At 70.6% G+C, this 22,443-nt stretch carries 19 protein-coding genes; 17 read left to right on the top strand and 2 right to left on the bottom strand.

Annotation, left to right across the window (positions count from 1 at the left end; translation table 11 throughout):
* The first annotated feature begins 35 nt into the window (after positions 1-35).
* Positions 36-2,012 (top strand): threonine--tRNA ligase, encoded by a 1,977-nt coding sequence (gene thrS / locus ACZ44S_RS07160; RefSeq protein ID WP_466925402.1) that lies wholly within the window; start codon positions 36-38, stop codon positions 2,010-2,012.
* 89 nt (positions 2,013-2,101) lie between these two features.
* Positions 2,102-2,650, top strand: coding sequence for an HIT family protein (locus tag ACZ44S_RS07155; protein ID WP_466925401.1), 549 nt, complete (start codon positions 2,102-2,104; stop codon positions 2,648-2,650).
* 131 nt (positions 2,651-2,781) lie between these two features.
* Here ACZ44S_RS07155 and ACZ44S_RS07150 read toward each other — a convergent pair whose 3' ends face one another.
* Both ACZ44S_RS07150 and ACZ44S_RS07145 read right to left on the bottom strand, forming a co-directional pair.
* Positions 2,782-4,437, bottom strand: coding sequence for a hypothetical protein (locus ACZ44S_RS07150; protein WP_466925399.1), 1,656 nt, complete (start codon positions 4,435-4,437; stop codon positions 2,782-2,784).
* Between the two features lie 217 nt (positions 4,438-4,654).
* Complete coding sequence (locus tag ACZ44S_RS07145; RefSeq protein WP_466925396.1) at positions 4,655-6,853, bottom strand: elongation factor G-like protein EF-G2; 2,199 nt, start codon at positions 6,851-6,853, stop codon at positions 4,655-4,657.
* A gap of 241 nt (positions 6,854-7,094) precedes the next feature.
* Here ACZ44S_RS07145 and pgsA point away from each other — a divergent pair, with 241 nt between their 5' ends.
* The 15 genes from pgsA to relA all read left to right on the top strand — a co-directional run bounded on the left by pgsA (position 7,095) and on the right by relA (position 22,412).
* Complete coding sequence (gene pgsA / locus ACZ44S_RS07140; protein ID WP_466925394.1) at positions 7,095-7,841, top strand: phosphatidylinositol phosphate synthase; 747 nt, start codon at positions 7,095-7,097, stop codon at positions 7,839-7,841.
* Positions 7,838-8,779 (top strand): phosphatidylinositol mannoside acyltransferase, encoded by a 942-nt coding sequence (locus ACZ44S_RS07135; protein WP_466925392.1) that lies wholly within the window; start codon positions 7,838-7,840, stop codon positions 8,777-8,779. The genes pgsA and ACZ44S_RS07135 overlap by 4 nt, the downstream gene beginning before the upstream one ends.
* Positions 8,776-9,942 carry a glycosyltransferase family 4 protein gene (locus ACZ44S_RS07130; protein ID WP_466925389.1) on the top strand — a complete coding sequence of 389 codons (1,167 nt, stop codon included), beginning with the start codon at positions 8,776-8,778 and terminating at the stop codon, positions 9,940-9,942. The genes ACZ44S_RS07135 and ACZ44S_RS07130 overlap by 4 nt, the downstream gene beginning before the upstream one ends.
* 70 nt (positions 9,943-10,012) lie before the next feature.
* The gene (locus ACZ44S_RS07125) at positions 10,013-10,555 is read left to right on the top strand and encodes a LemA family protein (RefSeq protein ID WP_190167171.1); all 543 of its coding nucleotides are present in this window, start codon (positions 10,013-10,015) and stop codon (positions 10,553-10,555) included.
* A 137-nt stretch (positions 10,556-10,692) separates the two neighbouring features.
* Entirely contained in the window at positions 10,693-11,604 is a 912-nt protein-coding gene (gene pdxS / locus ACZ44S_RS07120; protein WP_466925387.1) for a pyridoxal 5'-phosphate synthase lyase subunit PdxS, read from the top strand.
* Between the two features lie 7 nt (positions 11,605-11,611).
* Positions 11,612-12,220 (top strand): pyridoxal 5'-phosphate synthase glutaminase subunit PdxT, encoded by a 609-nt coding sequence (pdxT, locus tag ACZ44S_RS07115; RefSeq protein WP_466925385.1) that lies wholly within the window; start codon positions 11,612-11,614, stop codon positions 12,218-12,220.
* Positions 12,221-12,268: 48 nt separating this feature from the next.
* The gene (locus ACZ44S_RS07110) at positions 12,269-13,021 is read left to right on the top strand and encodes a YebC/PmpR family DNA-binding transcriptional regulator (RefSeq protein WP_371237189.1); all 753 of its coding nucleotides are present in this window, start codon (positions 12,269-12,271) and stop codon (positions 13,019-13,021) included.
* Between the two features lie 109 nt (positions 13,022-13,130).
* Entirely contained in the window at positions 13,131-13,697 is a 567-nt protein-coding gene (ruvC, locus tag ACZ44S_RS07105; protein WP_466925381.1) for a crossover junction endodeoxyribonuclease RuvC, read from the top strand.
* Positions 13,694-14,299 carry a Holliday junction branch migration protein RuvA gene (gene ruvA / locus ACZ44S_RS07100; protein ID WP_466925378.1) on the top strand — a complete coding sequence of 202 codons (606 nt, stop codon included), beginning with the start codon at positions 13,694-13,696 and terminating at the stop codon, positions 14,297-14,299. The genes ruvC and ruvA overlap by 4 nt, the downstream gene beginning before the upstream one ends.
* A gap of 42 nt (positions 14,300-14,341) precedes the next feature.
* Positions 14,342-15,436, top strand: a complete 1,095-nt coding sequence (ruvB, locus tag ACZ44S_RS07095; protein WP_466925376.1) for a Holliday junction branch migration DNA helicase RuvB — start codon at positions 14,342-14,344, stop codon at positions 15,434-15,436.
* Between the two features lie 165 nt (positions 15,437-15,601).
* Positions 15,602-16,102, top strand: a complete 501-nt coding sequence (yajC, locus tag ACZ44S_RS07090) for a preprotein translocase subunit YajC (protein WP_466925373.1) — start codon at positions 15,602-15,604, stop codon at positions 16,100-16,102.
* A 132-nt stretch (positions 16,103-16,234) separates the two neighbouring features.
* Positions 16,235-18,025, top strand: a complete 1,791-nt coding sequence (secD, locus tag ACZ44S_RS07085) for a protein translocase subunit SecD (protein WP_466925371.1) — start codon at positions 16,235-16,237, stop codon at positions 18,023-18,025.
* Between the two features lie 3 nt (positions 18,026-18,028).
* Positions 18,029-19,144, top strand: a complete 1,116-nt coding sequence (gene secF / locus ACZ44S_RS07080; protein WP_466925368.1) for a protein translocase subunit SecF — start codon at positions 18,029-18,031, stop codon at positions 19,142-19,144.
* Complete coding sequence (locus ACZ44S_RS07075; protein ID WP_466925366.1) at positions 19,141-19,689, top strand: adenine phosphoribosyltransferase; 549 nt, start codon at positions 19,141-19,143, stop codon at positions 19,687-19,689. The genes secF and ACZ44S_RS07075 overlap by 4 nt, the downstream gene beginning before the upstream one ends.
* 194 nt (positions 19,690-19,883) lie before the next feature.
* Positions 19,884-22,412: a GTP pyrophosphokinase gene (gene relA, locus ACZ44S_RS07070; RefSeq protein ID WP_190167162.1), complete on the top strand. Its 2,529-nt coding sequence runs from the start codon at positions 19,884-19,886 to the stop codon at positions 22,410-22,412.
* Positions 22,413-22,443 lie beyond the last annotated feature (31 nt).

Raw genomic sequence — 22,443 nt, 5'->3', positions numbered from 1 at the left:
GCGCCGCACCCTCAGCCTTCAGTCAGGAGAGACCGGTGTCAGACGTCCGTGTGATCATCCAACGCGATTCCGAGCGGGAAGAACGCGTGGTGACGACGGGCACTACGGCCGCCGAGCTCTTCGCCGGCGAGCGCTCGGTCATCGCCGCGCGCGTGGCCGGCGAGCTCAAGGACCTCTCCTACGAGGTCCGGGACGGCGAGACCGTCGAAGGGGTGGAGATCTCCTCCGAGGACGGTCTGAACATCCTGCGTCACTCCACCGCCCACGTCATGGCCCAGGCCGTGCAGGAGCTGTTCCCCGAGGCCAAGCTGGGCATCGGCCCGCCGGTCAAGGACGGCTTCTACTACGACTTCGACGTGGACAAGCCCTTCCACCCCGATGACCTCAAGGCCATCGAGAAGAAGATGCAGGAGATCCAGAAGCGCGGCCAGCGCTTCTCCCGCCGCGTCGTCACCGACGACGAGGCCCGCGAGGAACTCGCCGACGAGCCGTACAAGCTGGAGCTGATCGGTCTCAAAGGCTCTGCCTCGCACGACGACGGCGCGGACGTCGAGGTCGGCGCCGGCGAGCTGACGATCTACGACAACCTGGACGCCAAGACGGGCGAGCTGTGCTGGAAGGACCTCTGCCGCGGTCCCCACCTGCCCACCACCCGCACCATCCCGGCGTTCAAGCTGATGCGCAACGCGGCCGCCTACTGGCGCGGCAGCGAGAAGAACCCCATGCTCCAGCGCATCTACGGCACCGCCTGGCCCTCCAAGGAGGAGCTGAAGGCGCACCTGGAGTTCCTCGCCGAGGCCGAGAAGCGCGACCACCGCAAGCTGGGCAGCGAGCTCGACCTGTTCTCCATCCCGGAGCAGATCGGCTCCGGCCTCGCCGTCTTCCACCCCAAGGGCGGCATCGTCCGCCGGGTCATGGAGGACTACTCGCGCAAGCGGCACGAGGAGGCGGGCTACGAGTTCGTCTACACCCCGCACGCGACGAAGGGGAAGCTCTTCGAGACCTCGGGCCACCTGGACTGGTACGCCGACGGCATGTACCCGCCCATGCAGCTCGACGAGGGCGTGGACTACTACCTCAAGCCCATGAACTGCCCGATGCACAACCTGATCTTCGACGCGCGCGGCCGCTCCTACCGTGAACTGCCGCTGCGCCTGTTCGAGTTCGGGACCGTGTACCGGTACGAGAAGTCCGGCGTCGTGCACGGTCTGACCCGCGCCCGCGGCTTCACCCAGGACGACGCGCACATCTACTGCACGCGCGAGCAGATGTCCGAGGAGCTCGACAAGCTGCTCACCTTCGTGCTGGAGCTGCTGCGCGACTACGGCCTGACCGACTTCTACCTGGAGCTGTCCACCAAGGACGAGACGAAGTTTGTCGGCACCGACGAAGCATGGGAGGAGGCCACCGAGACGCTGCGCCAGGTCGCCGAGAAGCAGAACCTGGAGCTCGTGGCCGACCCGGGCGGCGCCGCCTTCTACGGCCCGAAGATCTCGGTCCAGGCCAAGGACGCCATCGGCCGCACCTGGCAGATGTCGACCATCCAGCTCGACTTCAACCTGCCGGAGCGCTTCGACCTCGAGTACACGGCCGCGGACGGCTCCAAGACCCGCCCGGTCATGATCCACCGCGCGCTCTTCGGCTCCATCGAGCGGTTCTTCGCGGTGCTCCTCGAGCACTACGCGGGCGCGTTCCCGGCGTGGCTCGCCCCGGTCCAGGCGGTGGGCATCCCGGTCGGTGACGCTCATGTGCGGTACCTGGAGGAGTTCGCGGGCGAGGCACGGCGCAAGGGGCTGCGCGTCGAGGTGGATTCCTCCTCGGACCGGATGCAGAAGAAGATCCGCACGCAGCAGAAGCAGAAGGTCCCGTTCATGATCATCGTCGGTGACGAGGACATGCACGCGGGCACGGTGTCGTTCCGCTACCGCGACGGTTCGCAGGAGAACGGCATCCCGCGTGACCAGGCGTTGGCGAAGCTCGTTGATGTGGTCGAGCGTCGTATTCAGGTTTGAGCGGGTCCCCGCACGCGCGGGGCTCGGCCCCCGGGAGCGATCCCGGGGGCCTTTTCCGCGGCCCCCTCACAACGCCATATGCTGCACGCATGACGAGTGAGCCGGAGCAGCAGTTGGGAGTGGGCACGCAGGACGCGTTCCAGCGTCTGTGGACGCCCCACCGGATGGCCTACATCCAGGGCGAGAACAAGCCCAGCGGCCCGGGTGCCGACGACGGCTGCCCCTTCTGCTCGCTGCCGGCCAAGTCCGACGAGGACGGGCTGATCCTCCGGCGCGGCGAGCTGGTGTACGCGGTGCTCAATCTGTACCCGTACACGGGCGGCCATCTGATGACGGTGCCCTACCGGCACGTCGCCGACTACACGGACCTCACCACGGCGGAGACGGCGGAGCTCGCCCTGCTCACCCAGCAGGCGATGACGGCCCTGCGCGCGGCGTCGGGCGCCCACGGCTTCAACATCGGCATGAACCAGGGCACGGTCGCGGGCGCGGGCATCGCCGCCCACCTGCACCAGCACATCGTCCCGCGCTGGGGCGGCGACACCAACTTCATGCCGGTCGTCGGCCACACGAAGGTCCTGCCGCAGCTGCTCGCGGACACGCGAAAGATGCTCGCGGACGCCTGGCCGGCCGGTTGATGCCGGCCCGTCCGGCACCAACCAGCCCGTCCGGCGTCTGAGACGAAACCCGTTCAGGGCCGACGGGGGTCTGGGGGCGCAGCCCCCAGGAACCGTGACGTACCCGACCCCACCGCCCCACCGCCGGAGGCCTACGCGTCGTACACGTCGGCCTTCCGCGGCGACGCGTCCTGCACCGCCGTGCTGAGGAACGACGACCGCGACCCGAACTTCTCCGTGTCCACCCCGTTCTCCTCCAGCACCTTGATCGCCGCCGAGTGCACCACCCGCAGCACCGGCGCCGCCGCCCGCAACGCGTCGTCCGCCATGAACCGGTGCCGCCACGGCTTGTCCGCCCACGCGTGACGCAGACCGAACGGCTCGGGCAGGCTCAGCTTGCCGCCCAGCCAGTACAGCAGCGGCGGATACCAGGTCAGCGGCGCCCGGGCGGCCAGGCGCACCACCTCGTCCGAGTCGACCAGCGGGAGCTTCACCTTCCGGGTCTCCCAGAACTTGATCGACTTCTGGACCTCCTTCTCCTTGGCCGCCGGCTTCGTCGTGAACAGCGAGTGCACCGGCCCCAGGGCGTGCCCCGTGACCTCGATGCGCAGCGTCTCGTGCAGCACGGTCACCGTGATCAGCATGGTGATCACCAACTGGCCGTCCCACAGCGTCCACTGCACGCCCAGGTAGTGCCGGTCGCCCGCCCCGAACTGCTGCTTGTTGCAGATGTCCTGTATGGCGTGGGACTTGATCTGGTACGCCTCGACGTCCGTGCCCTCCGGCCGGGACACCGCCGTGGCGTTCTCCCCGATCGGCGTGACGATCCAGTGCCGTATCGACGGTTTGGTGAAGCCGCCGGTGTTCAGCGGTCCGCGCTCCAGCATTCGCAGCCGGTCGTGGATCGACTTGATGACGTCCCAGCTGCGGAACGGGTGGATCTCCCGCTCCGGGTCGGCCTGCACCAGGTCCTCGGCGAGCTGCCAGCTGCCCCAGCGGGTGCCCATGCCGAGTATGCCCTTGGGCCCGGCGTAGAAGACGGAGTTGGACTGCTGCTCGGCGCTGAGCCGGGCCAGTGACTGGCGCAGCTGCTCGGCCGCCGTCTCGCCGGGGCTGCTCGGCACCGCCTCGGGCACCTTGGCCCCGACGCTGCTGCCGGAGAGCAGGCTGTCCCAGCGGTCGCGCAGGTCCTTGGCCGTGCGCTCGCAGATCCGCTTGGCCCAGAACCAGCCCAGCACCGGTGCGACGACCGACGCACGCGCGTACCAGCCCCAGAACCCGTCGAACGGCACGCGCAGCAGGAACAGCACGGCGAGGGCGCCCACGGCGACCAGCAGCGTGGTGGCCAGCGCGCCGGCCCGTTTGTCCTCGCGCCTGGCCATCGTCGTACGGATCTGGAAGACCAGTAGCCACACCAGCAGACCGGGCAGGAACAGCAGTCCGCACAGGACCATGACGGCGCTCAGCCAGTTGTCCCGCTCGCGGCGGATGCGGTGCGCCGCCAGCGAGTGCTCCACCACCACCTGCGGCTGGGTGCCGAACGACTGGATGAGCGGTGCGCGTCCCGCTCCCAGCATCCGGTCGATGATCGCCCTGGAGAACGCCTCGCCCAGGTTGGGCCGGAACAGCTTGATCCGCGGCTTGCCGACCTCCGACTTGTGCCACTCGTTGTTGGCCTTGAGTATCTCCTCGGCCTCGTTGTCCCGGTACGCCGCCGAGGCCAGGGCGAAGGTCGGCGTCTGCCCCTCGTCGCCCGTGCGCGGCACCTGCGGACCGAAGAACTCCGCGTAACCGCTCTCAACGGTCATTCCCGCCCCCGATCGCCGCGACTGTCGTCTTGCGGCCTTCCCGACTTCCCTGCTGCGCACACCTGTTGATCAGGTCTTCAGCGTATCCGCAGCGGGCGTCGTCCGTCGTCGGACCGCCCGAGCGGCCCACCGGTACGAGTGAAGCGTTCCGAAGTCACCCCAGGGCAGGGCGCGTACGCGGGCGCCCGCCGGGAGACCCCGGCGCGCGCCCGGCGCGTCAGGAGGCCTTGCGCGCCTCCTCCTTGACCCGTTCCGCAACCTGCGGCGGCATGGGTTCGTGCCGCGCGTAGCGGCGGCTGAAGCGGGCGGTGCCGTGCGACAGGGAGCGCAGGTCGACGGCGTACCGGCCGATCTCGATCTCCGGGACCTCGGCCCTGATGACGGTGCGTCCGCCGGGCGCCTGCTCGGTACCGAGCACCCGGCCGCGCCGGCCGGACAGGTCGCTCATCACGGGGCCGACGTAGTCGTCGCCGACCAGGACGCTCACCTCGGCCACCGGCTCCAGCAGATGGATCTTCGCGTCCGCGGCGGCCTCCCGCAGGGCCAGCGCGCCCGCCGTCTGGAAGGCGGCGTCGGAGGAGTCCACCGAGTGCGCCTTGCCGTCCAGCAGGGTCACCCGCACGTCGATGAGCGGGTGACCCGCCGCGACGCCCTTGACGGCCTGGGCCCGTACGCCCTTCTCGACGGAGGGGATGAACTGCCGCGGCACCGCGCCACCCACCACCTTGTCCACGAACTCGATGCCCGAGCCGTTCGGCAGCGGCTCCACCTCGATCTCGCAGATGGCGAACTGCCCGTGCCCGCCGGACTGTTTGACGTGCCGGCCGCGCCCGGCCGCCTTGCCGCCGAACGTCTCCCTGAGCGACACCCGGTGCGGTACGACGTCCACCTGGACGCCGTAGCGGCTGCGCAGCCGTTCCAGGGCCACGTCCGCGTGCGCCTCGCCCAGGCACCACAGCACCACCTGGTGGGTGTCCTGGTTCTGTTCCAGCCGCATCGTGGGGTCCTCGGCCACCAGCCGGGCCAGTCCCTGCGAGAGCTTGTCCTCGTCCGGTTTGCTGTGCGCCTGGATGGCGAGCGGCAGCAGCGGATCGGGCATCTCCCAGGGCTCCATGAGCAGCGGGTCGTCCTTGGCGGACAGGGTGTCCCCGGTCTCCGCGCGGCTCAGTTTCGCCACACACGCGAGGTCGCCCGCGATGACGTGCGACACCGGCCGCTGCTGTTTGCCGAACGGGGTCGACAGGGCGCCGATCCGCTCGTCGACGTCGTGGTCCTCGTGGCCCCGGTCGGCGAGCCCGTGCCCGGAGACGTGCACGGTCTGGTCGGCGCGCAGGGTGCCGGAGAAGACCCGGACCAGGGAGATGCGGCCGACGTAGGGGTCGGAGGAGGTCTTCACGACCTCGGCGACCAGTGGCGCGTCCGGATCGCACGGCTTCAGTTCGCGCGGCTTGCCGTCCACCGTGGTCACCCGCACGGTGGTGTGCTCGAGCGGGGTGGGGAAGCCGCGCGTGACGAGTTCCAGGAGCTCCACCGTGCCGAGGCCCTGGCGGGCGCCCTCGGCGGCGGGGGCGGCGGCCAGGACGGGGAAGAACACCCCGCGCGCGACCGCCCGCTCCAGGTCCTCGATCAGCGTTCCGACGTCGACCTGCTCACCGCCGAGATAGCGGTCCATGAGGGTCTCGTCCTCGCTCTCGGCGATGATCCCCTCGATCAGCCGGCCGCGGGCCTCCTCGATGAGGGGCAGCTGTTCCTCGCCGGGCTCGGACTCCTTGCGCTCGCCGCCGGAGTAGTCGAACAGCTTCTGGGACAGCAGCCCGATCAGACCGTGCACGGGCGCGTGCCCGTCGGGCCCCTCGGGGCCGCGCAGCGGCAGGTACAACGGCAGCACGGCGTCGGGGTCGTCCCCACCGAAGGCCTCCGCGCAGACCCGCGTCATCTCCTCGAAGTCCGCGCGGGCCGCCTCCAGGTGCGTGACGACGATGGCACGCGGCATGCCGACCGCCGCGCACTCGTCCCACACCATGCGGGTCGACCCGTCCACGCCGTCCGAGGCCGAGACGACGAAGAGGGCCGCGTCCGCCGCTCGCAGACCGGCCCTGAGTTCCCCGACGAAGTCGGCGTATCCGGGGGTGTCCAGTACGTTGATCTTGATGCCGTCCCATGCGAGGGGCACCAGGGAGAGCTGCACCGAACGCTGCTGCCGGTGCTCGATGTCGTCGTAGTCGGAGACGGTGCCGCCGTCCTCCACGCGGCCCGCCCGGTTCACGGCCCCCGCGGTCAGCGCGAGAGCCTCCACCAAGGTCGTCTTGCCCGATCCGGAGTGGCCGACCAGCACCACATTCCGTACGGACGCGGGGTGGTCGGCCGCCTGTGCCCTGCCGGCGGCTCCGGGGTGTGTGTGCGCCTTGTCGCCCATGATCCTGCCTCCCGTGCACGGTGAGGTCACTGTGGGCGCGGACCCGAGGAACCCGCGTGCGGTGCGGCTCCGGCGGCGCCCGCGGTCATTCGAGCTTTCCACTCCCGTCACGGTGCGTCCATACGAAGGACGCGATCCCGGCGTCCGCCCTGTTCACGGCGGTACCGAAGCGTGCCCCCCGCCCGGTCCCCGGGGTGTGCTCGGGTGCCCGGCCCTCGCCCGCGCGCCCGCGTGGCTACGATTGGGCCCGCCGGTGGCCAGCAGGGGCCATGCGGCCACACCGACCGTCGGGAAGGCCATGCTGAACAAGTACGCGCGTGCATTCTTCACGCGTGTCCTCACACCGTTCGCCGCGTTTCTCATCCGGCGGGGGGTCAGCCCGGACACGGTCACGCTCATCGGCACCGCGGGTGTGGTCGCCGGCGCGCTGGTCTTCTACCCCATGGGCGAGTTCTTCTGGGGCACGGTCGTGATCACGCTGTTCGTCTTCTCCGACCTGGTCGACGGCAACATGGCCCGCCAGCTGGGCCGGTCCAGCCGCTGGGGGGCCTTCCTGGACTCCACCCTGGACCGGGTGGCGGACGGTGCCGTCTTCGGCGGCTTCGCCCTCTGGTACGCGGGCGGCGGCGACAACAACGCGCTCTGCGCGGTGTCGATCTTCTGTCTGGCCAGCGGCCAGGTGGTGTCGTACACCAAGGCGCGCGGCGAGTCGATCGGCCTGCCGGTCGCGGTCAACGGTCTGGTCGAGCGTGCCGAGCGGCTGGTGATCTCGCTGGTCGCGGCCGGCCTCGCGGGCCTGCACGCCTTCGGTGTGCCCGGCATCCAGTACTTGCTGCCCGTCGCCCTGTGGGTCGTCGCCGTGGGCAGTCTGGTCACGCTGATCCAGCGGGTCGTCACGGTGCGCCGCGAGTCCGCGGAGGCGGAGGCGGCCGAGGCGGCCGAGTCCGCCGAGGCGCAGGAGACGCGGGGGAGCGAGGCCGCGAAGTGAGTGCCCAGGAACGGCTCACCGACGCCCTGTACGGCGCCGGATGGGGCACCGTCAGGAAACTCCCCGAGCCGGTCGCCGTCCGCCTCGGCAGGACCATCGCCGACGTCGCGTGGAAACAGCGCGGCAAGGGTGTGCTCCGGCTGGAGAGCAACTACGCGCGCGTCGTGCCGGACGCGGGGCCGGAGCGGCTGGCCGAGCTCTCCCGCGCGGGCATGCGGTCGTATCTGCGCTACTGGATGGAGTCCTTCCGGCTGCCTTCCTGGAGCCGTGAGCGCATCGCGGACGCCTTCGACGTCAAGGACCTCCACCACCTGACCGACGGCATGGCGGCCGGCAAGGGCGTCGTCCTGGCGCTGCCGCACCTCGCCAACTGGGACCTCGCCGGCGCCTGGGTCACCACCAAGCTGGGCATACCCTTCACCACCGTCGCCGAGCGCCTGAAGCCGGAGACGCTCTACGACCGGTTCGTCGCCTACCGCGAGAGCCTCGGCATGGAGGTGCTCCCGCACAGCGGCGGCTCCGCCTTCGGCACCCTGGCCCGGCGGCTGCGCGACGGCGGACTGGTCTGCCTGGTCGCCGACCGCGACCTGTCCTCCTCCGGGGTCGAGGTCGACTTCTTCGGCGAGACCGCCCGGATGCCGGCCGGACCCGCCCTGCTGGCCCAGCAGACCGGCGCCCGGCTGCTGCCGGTGACCCTCTGGTACGGCGACTCGCCGGTGATGCGGGGCCGCGTCCACCCGCCGGTCGAGGTCCCCGTGTCAGGTACGCGGCCCGAGAAGACGTCGGTGATGACACAGGCGCTGGCCGACGCCTTCGCCATGGGGATCGCCGACCACCCGGAGGACTGGCACATGCTGCAGCGCTTGTGGCTGAAGGACCTCGACCCCGCGCGGGACCCCGCGACGGCCCTGGAGAAGGACCGGGAGGGGACCTCGTGAGGATCGGCATCGTCTGCCCGTACTCCTGGGACGTACCGGGTGGCGTCCAGTTCCACATCCGCGACCTGGCCGAGTACTTCATCCGCCTCGGTCACGACGTGTCCGTCCTCGCCCCGGCCGACGACGACACCCCGCTGCCGCCGTACGTCGTCTCGGCCGGCCGCGCGGTGCCGGTGCCGTACAACGGCTCGGTGGCCCGGCTCAACTTCGGCTTCCTGTCCGCCGCGCGGGTGCGGCGCTGGCTGCACGAGGGCGCCTTCGACGTCGTCCACATCCACGAGCCGACGTCACCCTCGCTCGGCCTGCTGACCTGCTGGGCGGCCGAGGGGCCGATCGTCGCCACCTTCCACACGTCCAATCCGCGCTCCCGCGCGATGATCGCCGCGTACGCCATCCTCCAGGCCGCCCTGGAGAAGATCAGCGCGCGGATCGCGGTGAGCGAGTACGCCCGCCGCACCCTCGTCGAGCACCTGGGCGGCGACGCGGTGGTCATCCCCAACGGTGTCGACGTCGACTTCTTCGCCAAGGCCGAGCCCCGTCCCGAGTGGCAGGGGGACACCATCGGCTTCATCGGCCGCATCGACGAGCCCCGCAAGGGCCTGCCGGTGCTGATGAAGGCCCTGCCGAAGATCCTCGCCGCCCGTCCGGGGGCGCGGCTACTGGTCGCCGGCCGCGGCGACGAGAAGGAGGCCGTCGAGTCGCTGCCGCGCGAGCTGCGCCCGCGCGTGGAGTTCCTCGGCATGGTCAGCGACGAGGACAAGGCCCGCTTCCTGCGCAGCATCGACCTGTACGTGGCACCGAACACCGGAGGCGAGAGCTTCGGCATCATCCTGGTCGAGGCGATGTCCGCGGGCGCGCCGGTGCTCGCCTCCGACCTGGACGCGTTCGCCCAGGTCCTCGACCGGGGCGCGGCCGGCGAACTGTTCGCCAACGAGGACGCGGACGCCCTCGCCGACGCCGCCGTACGGCTCCTGGACGACCCCGGACGCCGCGCGGAGCTGCGTGAGCGCGGCAGCGCCCACGTCCGCCGCTTCGACTGGTCGACCGTCGGCGCGGACATCCTGTCCGTCTACGAGACGGTCACGGCGGGCGCCGCGGCGGTGGCGGCGGACGACCGGGCGACGGGGCTGCGGGCACGGCTGGGGCTGGCGCGGGACCAGTGACGAGGGGTGCGGAGACGGGGGCCGGGGGCGCGGCCCCCGGCGAGACCCGGCAGTACTAGCCTTTCCGCCCGTGACCCCAACCCTCATCTGGATCCTCGTCGCCCTCGTCGCCATCGGCCTCTACCTGAGCTGGACGGCGGGACGGCTGGACCGGCTGCACGCCCGGATCGACGCCGCCCGCGCGGCGCTCGACGCGCAACTGCTGCGCCGCGCCTCCGTGGCGCAGGAACTGGCCACCTCGGGCGTGCTCGACCCCGCCGCCTCGATCGTGCTCTACGAGGCCGCGCACGCGGCGCGGCAGGCGGTGGAGGAACAGCGCGAAGTCGCCGAGAGCGAGCTGACCCAGGCGCTGCGCGCGGTCTTCGCCGACGCACAGCAGGTGGACGCGGTCAAGGACGCGCCCGGGGGCGAGGACGCGGCCCTGGAACTCGCCGAGGCGGTCCGCAGGGTGCCGATGGCCCGCCGTTTCCACAACGACGCCGTACGGGCCGCACGCGCCCTGCGGCGGCACCGCAAGGTGCGCTGGTTCCGGCTGGCCGGACACGCGCCCTTCCCGATGGCCTTCGAGATGGACGACGAGCCGCCGGCCGCCCTGATCGAGCGGGCCGCGTAACGTCCGGATCCGGCCGCACGGCAGAGCGCCGCCGACGGAAAAGGATCCACCGGCTTCCCATTGGCCCTTGCTGTGGCCTGGTCCGTTCACGTTTCCTCAGTGCTGCAGAATCCCCTTCCCCCTCAGCGAGGTCATTCGTGTCCAGCACGCTCTCCGAAAACCAGGGTCCCGAGACCGGCACCGCCCGCGTCAAGCGCGGCATGGCCGAGCAGCTCAAGGGCGGCGTGATCATGGACGTCGTCACGCCGGAGCAGGCCAAGATCGCCGAGGACGCCGGTGCCGTCGCCGTCATGGCCCTCGAGCGGGTCCCGGCCGACATCCGCAAGGACGGCGGTGTGGCCCGCATGTCCGACCCGGACATGATCGAGGGCATCATCGACGCGGTCTCCATCCCCGTGATGGCCAAGTCCCGCATCGGCCACTTCGTCGAGGCCCAGGTGCTGCAGTCGCTCGGCGTCGACTACATCGACGAGTCCGAGGTCCTCACCCCGGCCGACGAGGTCAACCACTCCGACAAGTGGGCGTTCACCACCCCCTTCGTCTGCGGTGCCACCAACCTGGGCGAGGCCCTGCGCCGCATCGCCGAGGGCGCCGCCATGATCCGCTCCAAGGGCGAGGCCGGCACCGGCAACGTCGTCGAGGCCGTACGCCACCTGCGCCAGATCAAGAACGAGATCGCCAAGCTGCGCGGCTTCGACAACAACGAGCTGTACGCCGCCGCCAAGGAGCTGCGTGCCCCGTACGAGCTGGTCAAGGAGGTCTCCGAGCTGGGCAAGCTCCCCGTCGTGCTGTTCTCCGCCGGTGGCGTGGCCACTCCCGCCGACGCCGCGCTGATGCGCCAGCTCGGCGCCGAGGGCGTCTTCGTCGGCTCCGGCATCTTCAAGTCCGGCGACCCGGCCAAGCGTGCCGCCGCCATCGTCAAGGCCACCACCTTCTACGACGACCCGAAGATCATCGCGGACGCGTCCCGCAACCTCGGCGAGGCCATGGTCGGCATCAACTGCGACACCCTCCCCGAGGCCGAGCGCTACGCCAACCGCGGCTGGTAGTCCGTCGATGAGCGACGCACCTGTCATAGGCGTCCTGGCCCTCCAGGGCGACGTACGGGAGCACCTCGTCGCCCTGGCCGCGGCCGACGCCGTGGCCAGGCCGGTGAGGCGTCCCGAGGAACTCGCCGAGATCGACGGCCTCGTCATCCCGGGCGGCGAGTCCACCACGATCTCCAAGCTGGCCGTCCTCTTCGGAGTGATGGAACCCCTCCGCGCGCGCGTGCGGGACGGCATGCCCGTCTACGGCACCTGCGCCGGCATGATCATGCTGGCCGACAAGATCCTCGATCCCCGCTCGGGGCAGGAGACCGTCGGTGGCATCGACATGATCGTGCGCCGCAACGCCTTCGGACGGCAGAACGAGTCCTTCGAGGCGGCGGTCGACGTCAAGGGCATCACGGGCGAGCCGGTGGAGGGCGTCTTCATCCGCGCCCCCTGGGTGGAGTCCGTCGGTGCCGGCGCCGAGGTCCTCGCCGAACACGGCGGACACATCGTCGCGGTGCGCCAGGGCAACGCCCTGGCCACGTCGTTCCACCCGGAACTCACCGGCGACCACCGCGTGCACGCCCTGTTCGTCGGGATGACGCGGGCGAAGCGGACGGCCGAGTCCTTGTAGGATTCCTGCGTTCGTTGCAGAGATGGGTTACGCGAAGGAGACAGGCAGATGTCCGGCCACTCTAAATGGGCCACGACGAAGCACAAGAAGGCCGTGATCGATGCCAAGCGCGGCAAGCTCTTCGCGAAGCTGATCAAGAACATCGAGGTCGCCGCGCGGATGGGCGGCGTCGACCTGGACGGCAACCCCACGCTCTACGACGCCGTCCAGAAGGCCAAGAAGCAGTCGGTGCCGAACAAGAACATCGACTCCGCCATCAAGCGCGGCGGCGGTCTCGAGGCCGGCGGCGCCGACTACGAGACGATCATGTACGAGGGCTACGGTCCCAACGGTGTCGCGGTGCTCATCGAGTGCCTCACCGACAACCGCAACCGTGCCGCCTCGGACGTGCGCGTCGCGATGACCCGCAACGGCGGCTCCATGGCCGACCCGGGCTCGGTGTCGTACCTGTTCAACCGCAAGGGCGTGGTCATCGTCCCCAAGGGCGAGCTGACCGAGGACGACGTCCTCGCTGCCGTCCTGGACGCGGGCGCCGAGGAGGTCAACGACCTCGGCGAGAACTTCGAGGTGCTCAGCGAGGCCACCGACCTGGTCGCCGTCCGCACCGCCCTGCAGGACGCCGGCATCGACTACGACTCCGCGGAGGCCAACTTCGTCCCGACCATGCAGGTCGAGCTGGACGAGGAGGGCGCCAAGAAGATCTTCAAGCTCATCGACGCCCTGGAGGACAGCGACGACGTGCAGAACGTCTTCGCCAACTTCGACGTGAGCGACGAGATCATGGAGAAGGTCGACGCGTAACGCGTCCACTGCTCGAACGGGCCGGCGGGACACACTCCGTCGGCCCGTCGCTTTGTCAGCGGCACCCGATAGCCTGCACAAACAGGTGATCGAGGGAAGGGGCGGGCGCGTGCGCGTGCTGGGGGTGGACCCGGGGCTGACCCGCTGCGGCGTCGGCGTCGTGGAGGGCGTGGCCGGGCGGCCGCTGACCATGCTCGGCGTGGGAGTCGTCCGCACACCGGCGGACGCCGACCTCGGCCACCGCCTCGTCGCCGTCGAGCAGGGCCTCGAGCAGTGGCTGGACGAGCACCGGCCCGAGTGCGTCGCCGTGGAGCGCGTCTTCAGCCAGCACAACGTGCGCACGGTGATGGGCACCGCCCAGGCCAGCGCGGTGGCGATCCTGTGCGCCACCCGCCGGGGCATCCCCGTCGCCCTGCACACGCCCAGCGAGGTCAAGGCCGCCGTCACCGGCTCGGGCCGCGCGGACAAGGCGCAGGTCGGCGCCATGGTCACCCGGCTGCTGCGGCTCGACGCGCCGCCGAAGCCCGCCGACGCCGCCGACGCCCTCGCCCTCGCCATCTGCCACATCTGGCGCGCCCCCGCGCAGAACCGGCTCCAGCAGGCCGTCGCCCGGCACGCCTCCCAAGCCCCCCGGGCATCCCACTCCCCGCACGCATCGAAAGGCCGTACGGCATGATCGCCTTCGTCAGCGGCACCGTCGCCGCCCTCGCTCCCGACGCCGCGGTGGTCGAGGTCGGCGGTGTCGGCATGGCCGTCCAGTGCACGCCGAACACGCTGTCCGCGCTCCGCGTGGGCAAGCCCGCGAAACTCGCCACCTCCCTCGTCGTCCGCGAGGACTCCCTGACGCTGTACGGCTTCGCCGACGACGACGAGCGCCAGGTCTTCGAACTGCTCCAGACCGCCAGCGGCGTCGGCCCCCGGCTGGCCCAGGCGATGCTCGCCGTGCACACCCCCGACGCGCTGCGCAGAGCCGTTGCCACGGGCGACGAGAAGGCGCTGACCGCCGTCCCCGGCATCGGCAAGAAGGGCGCCCAGAAGCTGCTGCTGGAGCTGAAGGACCGGCTCGGCGAGCCGGTCGGCGCCCCCGCCGTCGGCGCACCGGTCACCGCCGGCTGGCGCGACCAGCTGCACGCGGCCCTCATCGGCCTCGGATACGCCACCCGCGAGGCCGACGAGGCCGTCTCCGCCGTGGCTCCCCAGGCCGAGGCCGCCGGGGGCACCCCGCAGGTGGGCCACCTGCTCAAGGCCGCCCTCCAGACGCTGAACCGCGCCCGATAGCCCGCGCCCGATCACCCGTACGGAGAGCTGAGGCACACGCACATGAACTGGGACGACACGACCGACACCGCCGCCGGCGAGCCGCTCGCCGGTCCCGAAGGGGAGCGGCTGGTGGGATCTGTCGCCGACCGTGAGGACCAGGCCGTCGAGGCCGCCCTGCGTCCCAAGGACCTCGGTGAGTTCATCGGCCAGGAGAAGGTCCGCGAACAGCTCGACCTGGTGCTGCGCGCCGCACGCGCACGCGGCGCCACCGCCGACCACGTGCTGCTCTCCGGCGCACCCGGCCTCGGCAAGACCACCCTCTCGATGATCATCGCGGCCGAGATGGAAGCCCCCATCCGCATCACCTCGGGCCCCGCCATCCAGCACGCCGGCGATCTCGCGGCCATCCTCTCCTCCCTCCAGGAGGGCGAGGTCCTCTTCCTCGACGAGATCCACCGCATGTCCCGGCCCGCCGAGGAGATGCTCTACATGGCGATGGAGGACTTCCGCGTCGACGTCATCGTCGGCAAAGGCCCCGGCGCCACCGCCATCCCGTTGGAACTGCCTCCCTTCACCCTCGTCGGCGCCACCACGCGGGCCGGCCTGCTGCCGCCCCCGCTGCGCGACCGCTTCGGCTTCACCGCGCACATGGAGTTCTACGAGCCGGCCGAACTGGAGCGGGTCGTCCACCGCTCGGCGAGCCTGCTCGACGTGGAGATCGATCCGGACGGCGCCGCGGAGATCGCCGGCCGCTCCCGCGGCACGCCCCGCATCGCCAACCGCCTCCTGCGCCGCGTCCGGGACTATGCGCAGGTCAAGGCCGACGGTCTGATCACCAAGGACATCGCCGCGGCGGCCCTCGCGGTCTACGAGGTCGACGCCCGGGGCCTGGACCGGCTGGACCGGGCCGTGCTGGAGGCCCTGCTCAAGCTGTTCGGCGGCGGACCGGTCGGCCTGTCCACGCTCGCTGTCGCGGTGGGGGAGGAGCGTGAGACCGTGGAGGAGGTGGCGGAGCCCTTCCTCGTACGGGAGGGACTGCTCGCCCGCACCCCCCGCGGACGGGTCGCCACCCCGGCGGCGTGGGCCCACCTCGGCCTCGTACCGCCCCGCTCAGGGGCTGCCGGAAACGGACAAGGGGACCTGTTCGGGGCGTGACGGCGAGCACGCTGGCCCAGGCAGGAACCCGGGTGCCATGCTGAGCGTTGTTCCCTTGGTGCGGACTCGCTTAGACTCCGCCGATGCCGCCCTTGTCGGCGGCACCACATACCCCCAACCATCAGGCCGTTCACCATCGCGGTCGTGTGAAGGAAGTTCCGACCCGTGAGTCTCCTGACCCTCCTCCCGTTCATTGTGCTCATCGGGGCCATGTTCCTGATGACCCGGTCGGCCAAGAAGAAGCAGCAGCAGGCCATCGAGATGCGGAACCAGATGCAGCCCGGTTCCGGCGTCCGCACCATCGGGGGCATGTACGCCACGGTCAAGGAGGTCAACGAGGACACCGTCCTCCTCGACGCCGGCCCGGGTGTGGAACTGCTGTTCGCCAAGAACTCGATCGGTGCCGTCCTCACGGACGACGAGTACAACCGCATCGTCCACGGCATCGAGCACGACCTGAAGTCCGACGCCGACGTCGTCCCCGACGACGCCTCCTCCCTCACCGAGACCGACGACTCCTCCGACGCTGCCGCCGCATCCGACGACACGCCTGTCGACCTCGGCAAGAAGGACGCGGCCGACGAGCCGGCCGACGCCGACACCGCCGACCAGGCCACGGCGGACGCACAGCCGAAGAAGTCCGAAGGCGACTCCGAAGCGAAGTAGTCATCTCCCGGGGCGCGCGGGCAGGTCCCGCGCGCCCCGGGACATGCCCAGCTCGCACGGAATCCCGACACCATGTCATGGCCGCCCGCGCCCCGATCCGGCGCGAGGCGGCCCGAGAGGGAGTACGAGAAGGTGGCAGCACTCAAAAAGGGACGGAACGCGAGCGCCACAAGTAAGCCGTGGCGCTCGCTCGCTCTGATCCTGATCGCCATCGTGGCGCTCACCGGAGGCATGTTCGCCTCGGGGCACACCACCCCGCGTCTCGGCATCGACCTGGCCGGCGGCACGAGCATCACGCTGGCAGCGGTGCCGGAGGCCGGCCAGGAGTCCGCGATCAACGAGACCAACATGAAGACCGCGGTCTCCATCATGGAGCGGCGTGTCAACGGTCTCGGCGTCTCCGAGGCGGAGGTCCAGACGCAGGGCACCCGCAACATCATCGTCAACATTCCCAAGGGCACGAACTCCAAGCAGGCCCGGGAACAGGTCGGCACCACCGCCAAGCTCTACTTCCGCCCCGTCGTCGCCACCGAGCTGGCCGGCGGCGGAGCCGCTCCGACGCCCAGCGCGACCGGCGACGGCTCCGAGAAGGACTCCGGCAAGGACAAGGCGACCGACAAGGCGACGGACAAGGCGACCGACGGTTCCTCCCCGTCCGCCACCGGCAGCCCGTCGGCGAGCGCCACCACCCAGGGCCGCGCGGTCAGCGACGCCCTCAAGGCCGACGAGACCCCGGCCGCCTCCCCGAGCGGCAAGGCCGACGAGAAGGCCGCCCCCTCCCCGTCCGCCACCGGCGGTGCCTCCGGCGACGCCGACAGCAAGCTCCAGGCCCAGTACGCCGCGCTCGACTGCACGAAGGAGAGCGTCCGCGCCAAGGCCGGTGACGGTGCCAAGGCCGACGAGTCGACCGTCGCGTGCGGCCAGAACTCCCAGGGCCAGTGGCAGAAGTACGTCCTCGGTCCCGCCGCGGTCGACGGCACGGACGTCGACGAGGCCGACGCCGTCCTCAACACCCAGACCGGTGCCGGCTGGGTCGTCACGATGAAGTTCACCGACGGGGGCGCGAAGAAGTTCGCCGACATCACCGGCGAACTCGCCACGAAGCAGTCCCCGCAGAACCAGTTCGCCATCGTGCTGGACAACGAGGTCGTCTCCGACCCCTACGTCAGCCAGGCCCTGACCGGCGGCAACGCCGAGATCTCCGGCAACTTCAACCAGCAGTCGGCGCAGGAACTGGCCAACATGCTGTCCTACGGCGCCCTGCCGCTGACCTTCCGCGAGGACAGCGTCACCACCGTGACCGCCGCACTCGGCGGCGAGCAGCTCAAGGCCGGTCTGATCGCCGGTGCCATCGGCCTCGCCCTGGTCGTCCTCTACCTGCTGGTGTACTACCGCGGCCTGTCCTTCATCGCCATCGCCTCCCTGCTGGTCTCCGCGGCCCTCACCTACGTGATCATGTCGCTGCTCGGCCCGACCATCGGATTCGCGCTGAACCTGCCTGCCGTGTGCGGTGCCATCGTCGCGATCGGCATCACGGCGGACTCGTTCATCGTGTTCTTCGAACGGGTCCGGGACGAGATCCGCGAGGGCCGCACGCTGCGTCCCGCCGTGGAGCGTGCCTGGCCGCGCGCCCGGCGCACCATCCTGGTCTCCGACTTCGTGTCGTTCCTCGCCGCGGCCGTGCTCTTCGTGGTCACCGTCGGCAAGGTCCAGGGCTTCGCGTTCACGCTGGGTCTGACCACCGTGCTCGACGTCGTGGTGGTGTTCCTCTTCACCAAGCCGCTGCTCACCCTGATGGCCCGCCGCACGTTCTTCTCCTCCGGCCACAAGTGGTCCGGTCTCGACCCGAAGGCACTGGGCGCGAAACCACCGCTGCGCCGCACCCGCCGTCCCTCCGCCCCCGTCCAGACGAAGGAGGCGTGAGAGATGTCGAAACTCGGCACCCTCGGCGCCCGGTTGCACCACGGTGAAATCGGCTACGACTTCGTCAAGAACCGCAAGATCTGGTACGGCATCTCCATCCTGATCACCATCACGGCCATCCTCGGCCTGGCGGTGCGCGGCCTGCACATGGGCATCGAGTTCCAGGGCGGAGCGGTCTTCACCACCCCGAAGAACATGAGCGTCTCGGTCGCGACGGCCGAGGAGTACGCGGAGGACGCCTCCGGTCACGACGCCATCGTCCAGAAGCTCGGTGACGGCAGCCTGCGCATCCAGGTCGCCGGCATCGACACCAAGACCTCGGACGGCATCAAGGACCAGCTCGCGCAGGACCTCAAGGTCGACGGCGAGCGGATCAACGCCGAGCTGGTCGGCCCCAGCTGGGGCGAGCAGATCGCCAACAAGGCCTGGCAGGGCCTCGGCATCTTCATGTTCCTGGTCGTGATCTACCTGGCGATCGCGTTCGAGTGGCGCATGGCGCTCGCCGCGTTCGTCGCCCTGATCCACGACATCACCATCACCGTCGGCATCTACGCCCTCGTCGGCTTCGAGGTCACGCCGGGCACGGTGATCGGTCTGCTCACCATTCTCGGCTACTCGCTGTACGACACGGTCGTCGTCTTCGACAGCCTCAAGGAACAGACCAAGGACATCACCAAACAGACCCGCTGGACCTACAGCGAGATCGCCAACCGCTCCATCAACAGCACCCTGGTCCGCTCCATCAACACCACGGTGGTCGCGCTGCTGCCGGTCGCGGGCCTGCTGTTCATCGGCGGCGGTGTCCTCGGCGCCGGCATGCTGAACGACATCTCGCTGTCGCTGTTCGTCGGCCTCGCGGCCGGCGCGTACTCCTCGATCTTCATCGCCACCCCGCTCGTCGCCGACCTCAAGGAGCTCGAGCCGGGGATGAAGAGCCTGCGCAAGCGCGTCATGGCCAAGCGCGCCCAGGGTGACGCGGGCGAGGCCCAGCCGGCCCCGGTCACCGTCGGCGGGGACCAGGACGAGCCGGAGGACACCGCGCCCGCGGTCGTCGGTCCGCGCAGCCAGCCCGCCTCCCGCGCCCGCGGCCGGGGCCGTCCCTCGGGGAAGCGCCGATGACCGGTATCACCGACGTCTCCGCCCTGCTGCTCAGCCGGATCCGCGACGTGGCGGACTACCCGGAGCCGGGGGTGATGTTCAAGGACATCACCCCGCTCCTGGCCGACCCCGCGGCGTTCTCCGCGCTCAGTGACGCCCTCGTCGACATCGCCCGGAGCACCGGCGCCACCAAGGTCGTCGGTCTGGAGGCCCGGGGCTTCATCCTCGGCGCCCCGGTCGCGGTCCGGGCCGGCCTCGGCTTCATCCCCGTACGCAAGGCGGGCAAGCTCCCCGGAGCGACCCTCAGCCAGGCGTACGACCTGGAGTACGGCTCCGCCGAGATCGAGGTGCACGCCGAGGACCTGAGCGCCGGCGACCGGATCCTGGTGGTCGACGACGTCCTCGCCACCGGCGGCACCGCCGAGGCGTCCATCCAGCTCATCCGCAGGGCGGGTGCCGACGTCGCGGGCCTCGCCGTGCTGATGGAGCTCGGCTTCCTCGGCGGCCGCACCCGGGTGGAGCCGGCCCTGGCGGGTGCCCCGCTGGAGGCGCTGCTCACCGTCTGACCCGGCCCCGGAACAGGCGAATCGTCCCTTACCGCACCGCACAGGCGGACCCGGAGGAATCCGGCGTCCGCCTCGTGCGTTTCCGGGGTAGACGGTCCTCACACTGCTCCGAAGGCGATCCGCGGACAGGGGATCGCTACCATGGGGTCTCCGGAGCCTGACCGGGGGACCCGGATCGCGCACGAGGAGTCCTCTTGCCAGACGAGGCCCAGCACCTGACCGCCGCCAAGCCCGAGTCCGCCTCGGCGGCCGCGGCGAAGCCCGCGCCCAGCGCGCCCCACGCGACGAAGAACGACACGCGAGGGCCGGTCCAGCACGCCCAGTCCGCTCCCGTGGACAAGCCCGAGCAGCCCCGCCCCAAGCCGGCCCCGCCCGAGCGCTCCGCCCCCCTGACGACCCGGCCCAACACCGGCCAGCCGGCCCGCTCCGGCTCCTCCAACCGCGTCCGCGCCCGGCTCGCCCGGCTCGGCGTGCAGCGCGCCAACCCGTACAACCCCGTGCTGGAGCCGCTGCTGCGGATCGTCCGCAGCAACGACCCCAAGATCGAGAACGCCACGCTGCGCCAGATCGAGCGCGCCTATCAGGTCGCCGAACGCTGGCACCGCGGCCAGAAGCGCAAGAGCGGCGACCCCTACATCACGCATCCGCTCGCCGTCACCACGATCCTCGCCGAGCTGGGCATGGACCCGGCCACGCTGATGGCGGGCCTGCTGCACGACACCGTCGAGGACACCGAGTACGGCCTGGAGGACCTGCGCCGCGACTTCGGCGACGTGGTCACCCTGCTCGTCGACGGCGTGACCAAGCTGGACAAGGTCAAGTTCGGCGAGGCCGCGCAGGCCGAGACCGTGCGCAAGATGGTCGTCGCCATGGCGAAGGACCCCCGCGTTCTGGTCATCAAGCTCGCCGACCGCCTGCACAACATGCGCACCATGCGCTACCTCAAGCGCGAGAAGCAGGAGAAGAAGGCGCGCGAGACCCTGGAGATCTACGCGCCGCTCGCCCACCGCCTGGGCATGAACACCATCAAGTGGGAGCTGGAGGACCTCGCCTTCGCGATCCTCTACCCCAAGATGTACGACGAGATCGTCCGCCTGGTCGCCGAGCGCGCCCCCAAGCGCGACGAGTACCTGGCCATCGTCACCGACGAGGTGCAGCAGGACCTGCGCGCCGCCCGGATCAAGGCCACCGTCACCGGCCGCCCCAAGCACTACTACAGCGTCTACCAGAAGATGATCGTCCGCGGCCGTGACTTCGCGGAGATCTACGACCTGGTGGGCATCCGCGTCCTCGTGGACACCGTCCGCGACTGCTACGCGGCCCTCGGCACGGTGCACGCGCGATGGAACCCGGTCCCCGGCCGGTTCAAGGACTACATCGCGATGCCCAAGTTCAACATGTACCAGTCGCTGCACACGACGGTCATCGGCCCCGGCGGCAAGCCCGTCGAGCTGCAGATCCGCACCTTCGACATGCACCGCCGCGCCGAGTACGGCATCGCCGCGCACTGGAAGTACAAGCAGGAGGCCGTCGCCGGCGCCTCCAAGGTCCGCACCGACGTGCCCAAGGGCTCCGGCAAGGACAAGGACGCCATCAACGACATGGCGTGGCTGCGGCAGCTCCTGGACTGGCAGAAGGAGACCGAGGACCCGGGCGAGTTCCTGGAGTCCCTGCGCTTCGACCTGTCCCGCAACGAGGTCTTCGTCTTCACCCCCAAGGGCGACGTCATAGCGCTGCCCGCCGGCGCCACCCCTGTGGACTTCGCGTACGCGGTGCACACCGAGGTCGGCCACCGCACGATAGGCGCGCGGGTCAACGGCCGCCTCGTACCGCTCGAATCCACCCTCGACAACGGCGACCTGGTGGAGGTCTTCACCTCCAAGGCGGCCGGCGCGGGCCCCTCCCGCGACTGGCTCGGCTTCGTGAAGTCGCCGCGCGCCCGCAACAAGATCCGCGCCTGGTTCTCCAAGGAGCGCCGCGACGAGGCCATCGAGCAGGGCAAGGACTCCATCGTCCGCGCGATGCGCAAACAGAACCTGCCGATCCAGCGCATCCTCACCGGCGACTCCCTCGTCACGCTGGCGCACGAGATGCGCTACTCGGACATCTCCGCGCTGTACGCCGCGATCGGCGAGGGCCACGTCTCGGCGCAGAACATCGTGCAGAAGCTCGTCCAGGCCCTCGGCGGCGAGGAGGCGGCCACCGAGGAGATCGACGAGAGCGTCCCGCCGGCCCGCCGCCGCAAGCGCCGATCCAGCGCCGACCCCGGCGTCATCGTCAAGGGCGTCGAGGACGTGTGGGTCAAACTGGCCCGATGCTGCACCCCGGTCCCCGGCGACCCGATCATCGGCTTCGTGACCCGCGGCAGCGGCGTCTCGGTGCACCGCAGCGACTGCGTCAACGTCGACTCGCTCTCCCGTGAGCCCGAGCGCATCCTCGAGGTCGAGTGGGCGCCCACCCAGTCGTCGGTCTTCCTGGTCGCCATCCAGGTCGAGGCCCTCGACCGCTCCCGGCTGCTCTCGGACGTCACGCGTGTGCTGTCCGACCAGCACGTCAACATCCTCTCCGCGGCCGTCCAGACCTCACGCGACCGCGTGGCCACCTCCCGCTTCACCTTCGAGATGGGCGACCCGAAGCACCTCGGCCACGTCCTGAAGGCCGTACGCGGCGTGGAGGGCGTCTACGACGTCTACCGGGTGACCTCGGCGCGCAACCGCACGTAGACACACGGAGAGGGCCGGCGCACCCGCAGTG

The organism is Streptomyces malachitofuscus, assembly GCF_055571035.1.
This window is presented reverse-complemented; position numbering and strand designations above follow the sequence as displayed.

Coding starts and splice junctions, on each gene's coding strand:
- ruvA (WP_466925378.1), top strand. CDS start 13,694: ATGATCGCCTTCGTCAGCGGCACCGTCGCCGCCCTCGCTCCCGACGCC.
- ACZ44S_RS07155 (WP_466925401.1), top strand. CDS start 2,102: ATGACGAGTGAGCCGGAGCAGCAGTTGGGAGTGGGCACGCAGGACGCG.
- ACZ44S_RS07110 (WP_371237189.1), top strand. CDS start 12,269: ATGTCCGGCCACTCTAAATGGGCCACGACGAAGCACAAGAAGGCCGTG.
- secF (WP_466925368.1), top strand. CDS start 18,029: ATGTCGAAACTCGGCACCCTCGGCGCCCGGTTGCACCACGGTGAAATC.
- ACZ44S_RS07145 (WP_466925396.1), bottom strand. CDS start 6,853: ATGGGCGACAAGGCGCACACACACCCCGGAGCCGCCGGCAGGGCACAG.
- ruvB (WP_466925376.1), top strand. CDS start 14,342: ATGAACTGGGACGACACGACCGACACCGCCGCCGGCGAGCCGCTCGCC.
- ACZ44S_RS07075 (WP_466925366.1), top strand. CDS start 19,141: ATGACCGGTATCACCGACGTCTCCGCCCTGCTGCTCAGCCGGATCCGC.
- pdxT (WP_466925385.1), top strand. CDS start 11,612: ATGAGCGACGCACCTGTCATAGGCGTCCTGGCCCTCCAGGGCGACGTA.
- ACZ44S_RS07150 (WP_466925399.1), bottom strand. CDS start 4,437: ATGACCGTTGAGAGCGGTTACGCGGAGTTCTTCGGTCCGCAGGTGCCG.